The sequence below is a fragment of the Cytobacillus sp. genome (assembly GCF_032154635.1).
Classification (GTDB): domain Bacteria; phylum Bacillota; class Bacilli; order Bacillales; family Cytobacillaceae; genus Cytobacillus.
Genome location: NZ_JALDXW010000028.1, coordinates 1 through 15,233 on the forward strand (window position 1 = coordinate 1; position 15,233 = coordinate 15,233).

13 protein-coding genes are annotated in these 15,233 nt (G+C 36.8%); 7 read left to right on the plus strand and 6 right to left on the minus strand.

The features are described 5' to 3' along the window. Positions 1 to 326 precede the first annotated feature (326 nt). Complete coding sequence (locus RUH74_RS17350; RefSeq protein WP_313802229.1) at positions 327 to 821, minus strand: L,D-transpeptidase family protein; 495 nt, start codon at positions 819 to 821, stop codon at positions 327 to 329. Positions 822 to 1,037: 216 nt separating this feature from the next. Continuing rightward, complete coding sequence (locus RUH74_RS17355; RefSeq protein ID WP_313802231.1) at positions 1,038 to 2,420, minus strand: VWA domain-containing protein; 1,383 nt, start codon at positions 2,418 to 2,420, stop codon at positions 1,038 to 1,040. Between the two features lie 201 nt (positions 2,421 to 2,621). Between RUH74_RS17355 and RUH74_RS17360 the strand changes: the two genes are divergently transcribed. Beyond that, positions 2,622 to 3,599: a proline dehydrogenase family protein gene (locus RUH74_RS17360; protein WP_313802233.1), complete on the plus strand. Its 978-nt coding sequence runs from the start codon at positions 2,622 to 2,624 to the stop codon at positions 3,597 to 3,599. A gap of 61 nt (positions 3,600 to 3,660) precedes the next feature. Here the strand turns inward: RUH74_RS17360 and RUH74_RS17365 are convergent, their stop codons facing one another. Continuing rightward, the gene (locus RUH74_RS17365; protein WP_313802235.1) at positions 3,661 to 4,008 is read right to left on the minus strand and encodes a winged helix-turn-helix transcriptional regulator; all 348 of its coding nucleotides are present in this window, start codon (positions 4,006 to 4,008) and stop codon (positions 3,661 to 3,663) included. A 134-nt stretch (positions 4,009 to 4,142) separates the two neighbouring features. On the opposite strand from RUH74_RS17365, the gene RUH74_RS17370 reads away from it, so the two are divergent. Both RUH74_RS17370 and RUH74_RS17375 read left to right on the plus strand, forming a co-directional pair. Further along, complete coding sequence (locus tag RUH74_RS17370) at positions 4,143 to 4,772, plus strand: nitroreductase family protein (RefSeq protein WP_313802237.1); 630 nt, start codon at positions 4,143 to 4,145, stop codon at positions 4,770 to 4,772. Positions 4,773 to 4,913: 141 nt separating this feature from the next. Further along, the gene (locus RUH74_RS17375) at positions 4,914 to 7,088 is read left to right on the plus strand and encodes a YhgE/Pip domain-containing protein (protein WP_313802239.1); all 2,175 of its coding nucleotides are present in this window, start codon (positions 4,914 to 4,916) and stop codon (positions 7,086 to 7,088) included. A 69-nt stretch (positions 7,089 to 7,157) separates the two neighbouring features. On the opposite strand, the gene RUH74_RS17380 is transcribed toward RUH74_RS17375, so the two are convergent. Then, a complete protein-coding gene (locus tag RUH74_RS17380; RefSeq protein WP_313802241.1) occupies positions 7,158 to 8,051 on the minus strand; it encodes a TetR/AcrR family transcriptional regulator in 894 nt (297 codons plus the stop codon). A 187-nt stretch (positions 8,052 to 8,238) separates the two neighbouring features. On the opposite strand from RUH74_RS17380, the gene RUH74_RS17385 reads away from it, so the two are divergent. Continuing rightward, positions 8,239 to 9,765 carry a DHA2 family efflux MFS transporter permease subunit gene (locus RUH74_RS17385; protein WP_313802243.1) on the plus strand — a complete coding sequence of 509 codons (1,527 nt, stop codon included), beginning with the start codon at positions 8,239 to 8,241 and terminating at the stop codon, positions 9,763 to 9,765. A gap of 51 nt (positions 9,766 to 9,816) precedes the next feature. Here the strand turns inward: RUH74_RS17385 and RUH74_RS17390 are convergent, their stop codons facing one another. After that, a complete protein-coding gene (locus tag RUH74_RS17390) occupies positions 9,817 to 10,194 on the minus strand; it encodes an SET domain-containing protein (protein ID WP_313802245.1) in 378 nt (125 codons plus the stop codon). 231 nt (positions 10,195 to 10,425) lie between these two features. Here RUH74_RS17390 and RUH74_RS17395 point away from each other — a divergent pair, with 231 nt between their 5' ends. Continuing rightward, positions 10,426 to 11,583, plus strand: coding sequence for a trans-sulfuration enzyme family protein (locus tag RUH74_RS17395; RefSeq protein ID WP_313802246.1), 1,158 nt, complete (start codon positions 10,426 to 10,428; stop codon positions 11,581 to 11,583). Positions 11,584 to 11,633: 50 nt separating this feature from the next. Here the strand turns inward: RUH74_RS17395 and RUH74_RS17400 are convergent, their stop codons facing one another. Then, positions 11,634 to 12,935, minus strand: coding sequence for a globin-coupled sensor protein (locus tag RUH74_RS17400; protein WP_313802247.1), 1,302 nt, complete (start codon positions 12,933 to 12,935; stop codon positions 11,634 to 11,636). A 348-nt stretch (positions 12,936 to 13,283) separates the two neighbouring features. Here RUH74_RS17400 and RUH74_RS17405 point away from each other — a divergent pair, with 348 nt between their 5' ends. Then, entirely contained in the window at positions 13,284 to 13,940 is a 657-nt protein-coding gene (locus tag RUH74_RS17405; protein ID WP_313802249.1) for a 5-bromo-4-chloroindolyl phosphate hydrolysis family protein, read from the plus strand. Further along, complete coding sequence (locus RUH74_RS17410) at positions 13,937 to 15,109, plus strand: toxic anion resistance protein (RefSeq protein ID WP_313802251.1); 1,173 nt, start codon at positions 13,937 to 13,939, stop codon at positions 15,107 to 15,109. Before RUH74_RS17405 ends, RUH74_RS17410 begins: the two co-directional genes overlap by 4 nt. The last annotated feature ends 124 nt before the right edge of the window (positions 15,110 to 15,233 follow it).

The window sequence follows — 15,233 nt, forward strand, 5'->3', positions numbered from 1 at the left end:
TTATGAAGGCCCCAACAAGCTTAGAAAATGAGGAAAGGGTCGTTCATTGAAGTTATGAAAGCCCCAATAAGCTTAGAAAAAAAGGAAACGGTCGCTCATCGGGATAATGAAAGCCTCAACAAGCGCAGAAAATGAAGGAACGGTCGATCATCGAGCTTATGAAGACCCCAACAAGCGCAGAAAATAAGGAAACGGTCGTTCATCGAAGTCATAAAAGCCCCAACAAGCTTAGAAAATGAGGAAAGGGTCGTTCATCAAGGTTATGAAGACCCCAACAAGCGCAGACTTGGATTCTTAATATATTAGCCTAGTTGGTTTTAAATAAATTACCGAATATAAACCCGAGTGCCTATCGGAATTGTACGGGCCAGCTCTTCTACATCCGAATTGTACATTCGTATACACCCTTTTGAAACGGATTTCCCGATGGAAGAAGGATTATTTGTACCGTGTATTCCGTAGTGCTTTTTTGAGAGAGACATCCACATCGTTCCAAAAGGTCCACCGGGGTTAGGGGCTTTATTTATTACAACAAAGTCACCCACTGGGGTTTGAGTAAGTATTTTACCGACTGCAATAGGGTATGTTTTTACCGGAGTGTGATTTCGCATTAAAGTCAATGTTTTATTTTTGACGGAGACATGAATAGAATATGGGATTTGATTGGGATTAGGCAGTCCCGGAATAATAATGGATTGCCCCGCATTAATCCTATTAGGATTTACGATTTGGTTTGCTTGAATCAGAGTTTGAAAAGGGACCCGATAATCCTCGGAAATCGACCAAAGTGTTTCATTAGGTTTTACAATGTGATGGTACATAAAAAAACCTCCAAAATAGTCATATTAGTACGATATGAAGAGGATCCAATTTTGGAACCTTTGCACCGAAAACGGGACATGGAACCTGTCCCCCTGTCCCGTATTAGCCAAAATGGCTGAGGGGTTAAAAGGTTTGATCAAAAGATTTACGATTTGATTTAACTGTTAGCAAAAAAACACATTCCCTTTTGAAATGAGGGAATGTGTTTTTGTATATTAAATCTCCATTCGGCTAAACTGCTTCTGAATTAATCCTTTATCAGCAGCTGCCTTTACCCATTCTGGATACTCCTTCATAAGTAAATCATAAAGCTCGTTTTCTGAAATGTGCTGCGGGTCTTCGACACTAAAGAAATCAGCATTATCAAGATATCGCCCAGATAAGTTATCCAATTCCTCTAGAAAAGAAAAGTCTGATTGAAAAGCACGGAAGAAACCACGGCCTTTAAGTCCTTTATTGGATTTCCCTATAGCCATAAACTGCCAAAAGATCGGTTCGTAGGAGGAGTTTTGGATATGGTTGATTGTTTCCTTCTCATCAAAGGTTGATCCATCTGTTACAAACATGACATAGACAGGCACTTCCATAGAGATCGGCTGCTTCCGTTTGCTTGCTGAGCCAAAATAATGCTGACGGATCAATTTCATCACTTTACCATAGTACGTGCTGCCTTCTAAAGGGTAACGTTTAATCAGCTGATTGACGAATCCGTTAAAATTATCAATGGTTAGTTCTCCTGCTTCATGACCATTTGCACCGAATAAGAAAATGTCAATCGATCCATCATCATCAAAGCGAGTGCCTAACGCTAAGATCCGTTCCGCAAATTCTTGAATCTTCCCAGATCGATAAAGTCCGGACATTGAACCAGATATATCTAAGCATAAAGCCACCTTTGCATGATGATTTTGCAGCCCAACTTTTTCTAAAGAAACCTTAGCTTTTTTGGAAAGATCGAGAATTTTAGGAGCTTGTACTTCCATTTTCTTTTCAAGTAATATTTTTTTGCTGTTGACTGGAGCAGAAGGAGCTGACGGCAGCGGTGTCGGTGTTGCTTGAGGAGCATATTGTGCTTGTTCTTCTGCAACCTCACCGCCAAAATCCTTCAATAGCGCTGCAAGCCCCCCATCAAACCCTCTGCCAACTGAAGAAATCCGCCATCCATCTTTATAATAGATTTCGGTTATAATGATTGCTTTCTCATTCTTAAAATCATTGCCATTAAATGAATAGGTAAGTATTGATTCACCATTTGCTTTGATAACGAAAGATCCGCTTGAAATCATCCCCATAGTCCCATTTCCGTCAATCGTCGCTGTGAATACAAGATGCCGAACGGAGGTGGGCAGTTTAGGCAAGTCAATAAGGAATGTTCCCCCGCCACTGCGATGGGATTGGAGTTGAATTTCGTTAGAAGGTGATTGTAATTGGTTATAGAAAATCATATAACGGTCATCAAGAAGTTTTTTTTCCTCATTTAAACCAAAACAAGTAATATCGATTTCAAAGCTGGATGTAACATTCATTTCTACTTGTAATTGAGTAAGCGCAGTAAGGTCTGAGAGTTTTATTTTTTCCCCGCGTACTAAAGTTTTCATAGCTCCTCCTTATTCGGTACAAGATCTAATTACATTGTAGCTTAATAATACGGCTAAATAATAACAAAGTTTCCTAAACTTAGATAAAGGAATATAATAGAGAGCGAATATAATTATTTTTTAAATATTTCAGCAATCGATTTTTGTCGAATACGTGTGATATAATTACTCTGAAAAATAAAATAGTTGGGAGTAATCGCTATGTTGAAAGATTTTTTTATCGGCCTATCACAAAACCAATTTCTAAATAGTGCTGCGAAGAAGTACGGGCTAAAGTTGGGGGCGCAAAGTGTCGTAGCGGGAACAAATATAGAAGAAACCATTAAGAGCATTAAAGAATTAAATGCACATGGGATCTCTTGTACAGTGGATAACTTAGGCGAATTTGTTTTTAAAGAAGAAGAGGCAACTGAAGCAAAAGAACAAATTCTTAATGTGATTGAAGCGATTCATGAACACCAAGTTGATGCACATATCTCATTAAAACCTACTCAATTAGGATTAGATATTGATTACCATTTCTGTCTGAATAATCTAAGAGAAATTGTAGACAGAGCAAGCAGCTATGGAATTTTTGTAAACTTTGATATGGAAGACCATGGACATTTAGATCCGTCATTCGATATTCTTGATGAGCTTTCAAAGGAATATGATAATGTAGGAACAGTTATTCAAGCTTATTTCTTCCGTGCGGAAGAGGATATTCAAAAATATAAAAATTACCGCCTTCGTATTGTAAAAGGTGCATATAAAGAACCAGAAGAATTGGCTTATCAAGATAAAAAAGCAATTGATGCCAACTTTATTAAACTAATTGAATGGCACTTGTTAAATGGCAAATTTACTTCCATTGCTACTCATGATCATAATATCATCAATCATGTAAAAGACTTCGTGAAAAAGAATGATATTCCAAATGATAAATTTGAGTTCCAAATGCTATACGGTTTCAGAAAAGAGCTTCAGCTTAAATTAGCAAGTGAAGGCTATAATTTCTGTACGTATGTCCCTTTTGGAAAAGATTGGTATGGATATTTCATGAGACGCCTTGCGGAAAGACCGCAAAATTTAAATCTTGTTGCAAAACAAGTGTTTAATAAAAAGACTAACACAGTGCTTGGTGTAGCTGCTGGAGCATTCGTATTGGGCAGATTGACTAAGAAGAACAAAAAGAAGTAATGAATGGGTATTGATACAAAAAACCTCCTATTATTTATTATAGGAGGTTTTTTGTATCAATTTATGATTCATTCTTGGCTTGTGTCCACGCGATAATTGTTATAAACACATCTTCAAGTTTTTTTCCAGACTGGGTCAATTCATATTCAACTTTCCTTTTTGGGGCAGATAGAATCCTCTTTACAATCAATCCTTCTTTTTCTAAGTCCCGTAATCGCTCAGTTAATAATCTGTCTGATATCCCAGGAATGTTATCCATGATTTCGTGATAGCGTTTTGGCCCTGAAAATAAGCTATAAATAATCATGCCCATCCAACGTTTTCCAAGAAACTCGATGGTGCTATGGAAGTCATTACATATATTCTGGCAAACATTTTGATTATTCTTTTCAAGCATTGAATCACTCATATAATAACCCCATTTAATATCTTAATTCTCTCTATTCTATCACAAATGTATTTTTACTTGACCTATTTACATACTAATAGTAAGCTGTATTCAAACTTACTATTAGTAAGTAAACGCAACTAGGAGGAAAAACAATGTCATTTAAAACAGACCAAAGCGTATCAACTGTTATAAAGGAACGTCATTCTGTTAGAAAATATGATGCTAATTATAAAATTTCAAGAGATGAAATGGAAGACATTTTAAATGGGGCCATCTTAGCCCCCTCTTCTAGTAATCTTCAGCCATGGCGATTTATCATCATCGATAACGAAGAAGTGAAAAAGGAACTTCGATTGATTGCTAATAACCAAGAGCAAATTGAGACATCTTCTGCTGTTATCGCAGTGTTAGGTGATAAGGAAATGTATAAGAATATTGAAAAGGTTTATCGAAGCGGCTATGAGGCAGGCTATATGGATGAAGAAAATATGAATCGTTTAATGAACAATGCAAATAGCTTGTACCCAAATCTATCAGAAGAAGTCAGAGAAAATATCGCCTCTTTTGATGCTGGATTAGTATCAATGCAGCTTATGCTCATTGCAAAAGAAAAAGGGTATGACACTGTACCAATGGGTGGCTTTGATAAGGTGAAATTTATCGAAAGGTTTAATGTGTCTGAACGTTATATGCCCATTGTGCTAATTGCAATAGGCAAAGCTGCAGCACCACCATTCAAAACCACTCGTATTCCGGTTAAAGATATCGCAGAATTTATATAGATAAAAGAAGAGATTAGCATCTTATTGAGGCTAATCTCTTTTTTTATTCCAGGGGAACTGCATAGGGTATAAAAGTGTTTATTCGATGCACATTAATGTAATAGCTGGAAATGTGTGGGGGATAGAAAGGAAAGGTGCCTGATGAAAAATATATGGGGTATTTATTCAAACGACCTGAAGAAGACAAGCACAAATTGGGCTGCGGCAATCGTAGTCGGAGGTCTTATCCTGCTGCCGTCCTTATATGCCTGGTTTAACATTCAGGCATCGATCGACCCTTATGGAAATACAAGAAATATCCTTGTTGGCGTAGTTAATGAAGACAGTGGTGCCGAAATCAACGGAGTCTCATTTAATGCGGGAGAGGAGATTGTAAAGGAGTTAAAGAATAATCGAGATTTAGGATGGCAGTTTACAGATAAAAATCATGGAATGGAAAAAGTTTTGTCCGGGGATTATTTTGCAACCATCATTATTCCTCGGGAATTTTCAAAGGATCTTGCAACAATTGTTAACGACAAACAGCAACAGGCAACAATTGAATATTATGAGAACGATAAAAAGAATGCTATTGCACCAAAAATAACTTCAAAAGGAGCTAGTGCCATTGCCGAGCAAGTCAGTAACAAATTTGTTACGACGGTCAACGGCGTAATTTTTGATATATTCAATCAGATTGGAATCGAACTGGAAAATAAGCTTCCTGCTATAAAGCAATTTGAGGATTTCGTATTCAGGCTCCAAAAAAAACTTCCAGAAGTGAAAGCGTTGCTTGATCAATCCATATCCTATGCAGGGGATGCAGACAAAATTCTAGGTAAGGTTCAAGGGGCTGTCCCTAAAGTAAAAACGATAGCAAATGAAGGTCTGTCCATAATTGATAAAACGAATCAGGCTATTACTAGTGCTGAAGCAGAAATCGATACGCTAAAGCCAAACATTCATGAGGATATACAATCACTAAAAAAGGTGACTGATTCTGCCGAAACACTAATCAATCAAGTACAGCCAATGAATGTTGATCCTCAAAAGCTGCAAACAGTGCTGGGGAAGATTGAACCACTTTTAATCAGGGGCGGGGAGATTTCCGCAACTATCCAAAAAAAATTAAATCAAGCATTGAATATAACTAAAGATCACCCGATCAATGAAAAAACAAGGGCTATCATTGAAAGGCATAGAAACCATCTTGAGCAAATTCATACAAATTTTAAAAATGCGGAGACTGTATCGGCGGAAATGCGGAATATTTTAGCAGCTGGGAAGATCCCGTCTCAAGATCAAATGAATCATTTCAAAGCTATTATTAACAATGTTCAGCAAGTATTACGTCCAATCAGCGAAGCGGATATTAAAAAAATTGAGTCGGTTATTGCAGATGAAGTCCTAAAAACAAAACAAATTCTTCAAAATGCGAGAGGAATATTAAATGAATTCGTTCAGACTCTTCCTTCTATCGATCGTGAATTAAAAAATGCTTCTGGTACTATCCATAAAGGGGAGAAGGTTTTAAAAGATGCGAACGAGCAATATCCAATGATCGCCCAAAAAGTGGGAGAGTTAGCTAACACGATAGAAAGGCTGCAGAAGGAAACAAATCTTAATGAGATTATAGACATTCTGCGAAATAATCCAAATTTAGAAAGTAACTTTTTGGCTAATCCAGTGAAAATTGAAAGCAGCCTCTTATTTTCATTGCCAAACTATGGTTCAGGCATGAATCCTTTTTATACTGTTTTAGCTATTTGGGTCGGGTGTTTGCTATTAATTTCTTTATTGTCTGTTGATCCTGCCCACTATGAGAAATATAAAAGTCATGAAATCTATCTGGGCCGATTTTTAACCTTTTGGACCTTTAGCTTTTTACAAACATTAATCGTCACATTAGGAGATATTTTCATATTGAAGAATATTTATATCCATAGTCCTGGCTGGTTTCTCTTATTTGGACTGCTTTCTAGCTTTGTTTTTATTCTTATTGTTTATACGCTTGTTTCGATATTCGGGAATGTTGGCAAAGCGATGGCGATTGTACTTCTTGTCTTACAGATTGCAGGAGCAGGAGGAACCTATCCGGTACAATTAGTTCCAAGATTTTTTCAAATCATCAACCCGTTTTTGCCATTTACTTACTCTATTGATTTAATGCGTGAAGCGGTTGGAGGGATTGTCTGGGTAAACGTAAGAATGGATATCCTTTGCCTGCTCATCTTTGCTGCAGCTGCTATTCTTATAGGGTTATTTTTGAAAGAACCGATGAATAGGATTCTGTATAAATTAAGAAAAAAGTCAAATGAAAGTGGGATATTTCATTAATAAGCAAATGAGGAACCAGTTCTTGCATTGGCATTGGCAAGTAAAACTGGTTCCTAATTATTTTATATGTTATTCTTCTATTTGCCCGAAAAAATCAGAAACAAGCTGTTCAAGCTTTTCAAGTTCAATTTTTCCAAGGACTAATTGATTTGTTTTTATAGAGAATAACGCGCTATCCACTAGAAATCTCCTTGGACTCTTTGAGTGGAGCAACTCCTCTTGAATAAAATCCAATAGCTCTATGTGCTGTGTGTGCTCTTCATTATGGTTAAGTGCCTTTTTTAAAGCTAATACTGTATGATAAAGCTTTTGCTGAAAAGATCGGTCCAGTTTCTTGCAAACAGGGACCCAGCTTTCTATTAGCTCAGGCTGAACTAACTGGTCGCCAGATTCTGCTACCTCTTCAACCATCTTAATAATACGCTCGACACTATATCGAACGACTCTATGAATACTGGCATGCGATTGGTTTGCCAGGGCGTCATATTTAAGGTTATGCTGAAGTATCCCTGTGAACATAATCGAGCAGTCCAATAAATAAGGTCTTTTTTCTTCTCCAAAGAGATCAATGAACCGATGGAATAACCAGTGAAGCATCCGCAAATGTCCGCGCTTGATAAATTGCTTAAGATCTTCATCATTGGAAACAAAGACCTCCTCGAAAAGGGAGACTAATTTACTTGTTCGGTTTGTTTTTAACTGTAATTCAACTTGCTTAATAAAGATTTCAATATTAGAAGGGTCCTGGCCAATTAATAATTCATTCCGTTCCTTTTCTAAATCTTTATAGATTGTATTAAAAATAGCGATTAATAATTCATTTTTAGACGAAAAATAATTATAAAATGTTCCTTTAGAAATACCGCTATATTCTAATATGTCTTGAATGGAAGTTGCTTGAAAGCCTTTGTCGATAAATAATTGGTGAGCCATTTTTATCACATGTTTTTTCCTAGCGTTCATATAATCACCTTTAATAATTGTTGAACTACCTGTATAAAACTTATAGTATATTATTTCTTAGATTTATACAAACACATAAATATCAAGGTATTTTTTAATTGCATAATTTGAACTCATGGTTTATGATATAGCTTATGTGAAACAGCAGTACAAAATAATGAACTAAATGTATATAGGGGGAAACAACATGGACCATTCCATAAAAAAGACTGATCGTCCACCGTATGGGATAATAGCTGTCCTGATGATTGGTGCTTTTATTGCTTTTTTGAATAATACGTTATTAAATGTAGCATTGCCTTCAATCATGACTGATCTTGAGGTTGATGCTTCAACAGTACAGTGGCTTACAACCGGCTTTATGCTCGTAAACGGAATCCTGATTCCTGCAACAGCATTCCTAATTGAAAAATACTCCGTACGTCGTCTATTCTTAGTAGCTATGTGTTTATTTACAATAGGTACGCTTGTGGCTGGGATTGCACATTCATTTCCAATATTATTAACAGGCAGGATGCTTCAGGCTTCGGGTTCGGCAATTATGATGCCTTTATTAATGAATGTGATGCTTGTGAGCTTCCCAGTTGAAAAAAGAGGAGCAGCCATGGGGGTATTCGGATTAATTTTAATGGCTGCACCGGCAATCGGTCCAACATTATCCGGATGGATTATTGAACATTATGATTGGAGAATGCTATTCCACTTTGTCACGCCAATTGCTGTTGTTATTATCTTAATTGGCTTTTTCTTACTTAAGGATAAAAAGGGGAAAGTGGATATCCGCCTTGATATTTTTTCGCTTCTTTTATCAAGTGTTGGTTTTGGTGGTATTTTATACGGATTTAGCTCTGCAGGCAGCAAAGGATGGGATAGTCCTCATGTCTATGGAACAATTGCGATAGGAGTTATTTCACTTGTATGGTTCATTTTACGTCAGTTAAAAATGGAACGTCCAATGCTTAACTTCAAGGTTTACAAATATCCAATGTTTGCCTTATCGTCATCAATTACGATGATTGTGAATATGGCTATGTTTGCTGGTATGCTGTTAATTCCAATTTATGTTCAAACAATTCGTGGAATTTCCCCAATGGATGCAGGATTAATGATGCTTCCAGGGGCGCTTGTTATGGCCTTTATGTCACCAATTACAGGGAAACTATTTGATAAATTCGGCGGACGTATTCTTGCAGTTACTGGATTAATCATCATGACAGTAACAACGTACTTCTTTAGCCAATTAACAGATGAAACGACGTATACGTATTTAGTGATCCTAAACTCTGTACGGATGTTTGGAATGTCAATGGTTATGATGCCAGTTTCTACAAATGGATTAAATCAATTGCCAGCACGTTTCTATCCACATGGCACAGCGATGAACAATACATTGAACCAAGTAGCAGGAGCGATTGGCACAGCACTATTAGTTACTGTTATGTCAACTCGTACAGAAACACATGCAACTGAAATAGCTGAGGATGCGATGAAAAATTTGACGGCTCAACCAACTGAAGCCGTTCTAGCAGAAATGAAGCAGCAAATTGCAATGAAAGCAATGCTAGAGGGAATTAATGACGCATTCTTAGTGGCAACAGGGATTGCAGCTGTTGCAATTGTTCTTGCCTTCTTTATTAAGCGGGCAAAACAAGCGGAAGATCCGATGATGAAAAAAGCAGATGAAAAGGTTACAACAAAATTAGCAGAGAACTAATATAAGACAAAAAGAAAGGGACATTCGCACAAGCGAATGTCCCTTCTGATTTTATTCTTTATTAAACCATAATGGATCCATATCATCGACATCCCCATTATAATTAATCAGGATTTCCTCTCCTGCTTTTATGTCTGTATAGGCATAAAAGTCAAATGTATGGTTATCAAAGTTAATATCATATGTGGCATTCGGCTGATATGAATGGTTAAATAGCATGCCATACCCTAGAAGAATGGCGCTATGATTTTTGCCATATTCGAATGCATAATCGGCAAGTATCGTTTTCTCGATAAATTCATGCTCTTTGTTTGGATAAGCAATAACAGGTGCTTCATGTATAAGCTCGCCCTTTGCTATATTCCGTGTCGCAAATACACCTCTATTGAATTCCCCATCACTTAGTGTGGATGTTTTGATCTCAATCATATTTAAGCCACCTGCTTTTCTTTTACTTTAAAGTCTCTTAAGCATGCCAGTTGATCACGAGGAAATCAACTATTTTTTTAAATAAGTGTTTATCATTAATGAAAAAGTATAGCCAGGGGCTTATAATAGAAACATTCATCAATCATATGAGATTATGTCCGTCAGAGGCGTACATAAATAATAGAAATGTCCACGAGCGGTGCCAGGCACCTAAAAAGGAAGGTGAGTGTTTTGGAGAAAAAGTTTGAGACCATGTTATTGCATAGTGTTAATAAGGAAAAAAAGCTGATAAAAAGCAAGATTACACCGATTTATCAAACATCTGCGTTTACATTTGATAATCTGGATGATTTAGAAGGATTTTATCAAGGAGAGGGGAATTATTTATACTCTCGTACAGGAAACCCGAATACGGATGAGCTCGGGCAGGCTGTTGCAGTAATGGAAGGTGCTCCAGCTGGTGTCGCGACTTCATCTGGATTATCTGCTATTTTGGCAGGGGTACTTGCTGTAGTGAAAAGCGGGGATCATATAATTGCAGCGGATGATTTGTATGGCGGGAGCTTTCATCTTCTTAAAGAGGAATTAAATCAGCTTGGCATTGAGACGACTTTTGTATCATTTTCTAATCTATCTAAGGTTGAAGAAGCGATAAAGTCGAATACAAAGCTTCTTTATACAGAATCAATTACAAATCCGCTGCTAAGAGTGGAGAATTTAGAAGCAGTTATAGTTCTCGCCAAAAAACACCATCTATTTACACTTGTAGATAATACGTTTGCCACTCCATTTCATTGTAATCCTTATCCATTAGGTATTGATTTGGTTATCCATAGTGCAACGAAGTATATCGGCGGACATAGCGATGTTACAGCAGGAGTAGTTGTTGGCAGGGAAGATTTAGTTCGTTTAGCACGAGCAAAGGTCGTAAATCTTGGTGCGAATGTAAGTCCTTTTGAAGCGTGGCTAACATGCCGGGGATTAAAAACACTTGCACTACGCATGAAAGCCCAATCATTTAACGCTAGAAAGCTAGCTGATGCCTTTTTAGAGAACCCGAATGTTGCTAAAGTCTATTATCCGTTTAATGACATGGAATCTGGATACGGTGCGATGGTATCGATTGAACTCTCAAAGAACGTGGATATCCAACAATTTTTCAAATCACTTTCCTGGATAAAAATTGTTCCAACACTAGCCGGAGTTGAGACAACGGTTTCTCATCCGCTTACGACCTCTCATCGTGCGTTACCGCCGGAGGCAAGCAAGGCATTAGGGATCACAGAAGAAGTAGTCCGAATCTCAGTGGGAATTGAGCATGTAGATGATATTATTCATACATTTGCTGAGGCAATCGATCGATCCGTTTTGAAATCAACTAACTGTTAATATTATAAATTAAGTCTCGATAAAGCTAGTTTATCGAGACTTTTAAATAGTTAAAAATTAGATATAGTTGTCCTCAATTCCTCTGTTGAATCAGCCATTTTTGAAATGGCATCATTAATTTGACTTAGAAGATTAGACAAAACCTGAATAGCCTTTTCTGTATTGTCGCTCATTTCTTTATTAACTATACTGTTCTGTAAAACAGTTTCAAATACATTGGTTGTATTTGTTAGTTCTGTATTTCCAATGTCAACGACTTGATTAATCGTGTTGATTTGCATTATAACATCAGAAATTTGTGATATGGTCTCCTTAACAAGGGTTGTAATAGTAAAAGATGATTTCTTTGTTTGTTCAGCGAGTGTTCTTACTTCATCAGCAACCACTGCAAAGCCTTTTCCGTGTTCACCAGCACGAGCAGCCTCGATTGCCGCATTTAGTGCAAGTAGATTGGTTTGGTCAGCAATGCCAGTAATCACATTAACAATCTCACCAATTTTAGTGGAATTTTTTTCGAGTTCATCAATTGATTTAGTAATATGCTGAACATTCTCTTTCAGTTCGTGCATGTTAGTAATCACTTTGTCCAACTGCTCTTTCCCATTTTCAGAATGGATCTCCATAGATACAGAAGTTTGAAGGCTCATTTTAGCTGTTTCGGAAATAAGAACAGTCTGTTGAAGTATCTGATCAACGGATGCATCCGTTTCTTCTGTCATTGCAGCTAAGTTTTCAACAAAATCGCCAACATATGCTTTTATATTTGTTTTTGCTTCACGTTCTTTTCCTGCCAGCATTTCTTGTATAGTCATTTGCATAGCTGAGGTAACAAGCTGGTTTTCTAAGTTGAATATTTTAGAAACAGCAAGAAACACTTGGAATGCATCATGTTCGTCAATGAGTAATTCTTTAAACACGCATTCAAGAATTCGTGTCATTAATAATTTATAAACGGACATGAACCAATGGATTTGCACCCCTATCTGGACATATAATTGGCCGACCTGCTTTCGGCGCTGACAATATTCAGTATCTATAGTTCCTTCAAAAAAGCTAAGGACATACTGTTGGCTCATTTCTGAAGTGATCCCTATAAGTGAGGTGTCGGTTATTTTTTTAACTCCTTCATGTGGATGTGAGAGAGCTTCTTGATAAATGGTTTTAATATGCTTAGCAACAATTGGTTTAATTCCACTTAATATGGCTAAATCTTGCTTTGTCAGACCAATTAATTCTAATTGGATAGCAATATCAGTACCTTTTTCTACTTCCAGATGTACATGTCCTATTTCTTGGTTAATTATTTGCTGTACCAGGCTTTTGTTGCCTTTTCTCTCTTTGGTGAAAAACATTCATATTACCCCTTTCGTGTGATAATTATACTAGGAAATGATCACTTTTTGGTAAATTTTATTACCAAAGTAAAAATGGACTAACAATCAAGCCTAGGTAACTTAATTAAGAGCGTCCGTTTAAACAGATAAAAGTAGGTGAAATAATTAAGGGCGATGACTGGCTGCGGTATTTCTAAATACGTCTTAAGTCTTAGTCATATTTAAGGTTGTGGTCTATGGAAGGGAGTGTGTATATCATGTATCTTTAATGGTAAGGATGGAATTGTTTTTATTTTTTAAGCTGAAACTTTGATTTCGTTCATACGTATAAATAATAAGGATTAAATGTCAGGAGTCGATTGTGAGATGAATCAGTTCTTAGTCTTTGTTTTACGAATGTTACTAAGCATCCCTACGACCTTTATTGTTTGGTTATTGAGTTTTTTCGCCTTTGATCAAACATTTATGCTATCGGGTGTTATTTCTCTTTTGGCTGGATTTCTTACTTATTTGTTAAGTGGGATGGTTTTGAAGAAGCGCTTTTTGAAAAAGCATCAATTAACAAGAAAAGAGTACCAGTATATTAAGAAGAATTTAGATGAAGCAAAAGGAAAAATCAATCGGTTGCATAAATCGCTGCTTTCTATTCGCCATTTTCCGTCATTAAAGCAGCGGGTGGATTTTACACGAACAACACGAAAAATATACACCTTAACTAAAAAAGAGCCAAAGCGATTTTACAAGGCAGAACAATTTTATTTTTCTCATTTGGATTCGGCGGTGGAGCTATCTGAGAAATACGTTTTCTTATCTGCTCAGCCAAAAAAGACATATGAGCTCGATCAGTCTTTAAATGAAACACGGAAGACATTGGAACAGCTATCTTCATTAGTAGAGCAAGATTTGTATCAAGTCATTTCAGATGATATTGATCACCTGAATTTTGAAATAGACGTAGCAAAGCATTCAATTAAAACAATAAAAGATTCCCGAAATTATAATGAAAGCAGGCGATTAAAATGAGTGAAAGCAATCCATCCCTGTTGAAAAATACAAGTCAGGCAAATTTAATGGATGACCTTCTCTCCAATCCATTTGGAGACAATCAAGAGCTTCCAAGCATGAAAGAGAAGGAGGAGAAGCCTGTTAGGCTTATTGATGTGATCCCAGAGGAAAACAGAATAAAGGCTTACCAGCTTGCTGAACAAATCGATCCGAAAAATCACCAAGCAATGATTTCATATGGTACACCGGCACAATCCAAGCTATTAACCTTCTCCCATTCAATGCTAGAACATGTTCAGAAGAAGGACATTGGAGAAGTCGGCGAAATTATTAACGAATTAATGCAGAAATTTAATGAGGTTAATCCTGATGATCTGCAAGCACAGCCATCATCCTTTTTTGCACGTATGTTTGGCAAGATATCAAGCTCCATCCAAGAAACACTATCCAAATATCAAAAAACAGGGGCACAAATTGACCGAATTAGTGTGAAGCTAGAACGCAGCAAAAATATCCTTTTATCAGATGTCGTGATGCTTGAAAAGCTCTATGAAAATAATAAGGAATATTTTCATGCATTGAATGTCTATATTGCTGCAGGGGAGATTAAGCTTGAGGAATTGCACCAAAAAACGATCCCAGCACTGAAAAAAGAGGCAGAAGAGTCAAATGATCAAATGAAGTTCCAAGAAGTAAATGATATGATTCAATTTGCTGATCGATTGGATAAGCGCTTATATGATTTAAAGCTAAGTCGGGAGGTTACAATCCAGAGTGCCCCGCAAATTCGTCTGATTCAAAATACAAACCAGGCACTTATTGAAAAAATACAATCCTCGATCATGACTGCAATTCCGCTTTGGAAGAATCAAGTAGCAATTGCATTGACCTTAATTAGACAGCGTCATGCAGTAGAGGCACAGAAGCAAGTGTCTAAGACAACAAATGAACTGCTTCTAAAAAATGCTGAAATGCTTAAAACGAACACGATCGAAACGGCGAGAGAAAATGAGCGTGGAATCGTTGATATAGAAACATTGAAGAAAACACAGGAAAGTCTAATTTCTACCTTGGAGGAAACGCTGAAGATTCAAGAGGAAGGCCGTCATAAGCGCCGTCTTGCAGAGAATGAACTAGCAGCAATGGAAAGTGATTTAAGAAAAAAACTGTTAGAAATTAAAGGTTGAGGAAAGTAACGTAAAGAAGCACGTATGAATTTATGTTCTGATTCATATGTGCTTCTTTTGCTTTCTATTTTTCGAAAAAGGTCATTTTTGTCTGTTATAATAACTTTATATACTTAAAAAAGGA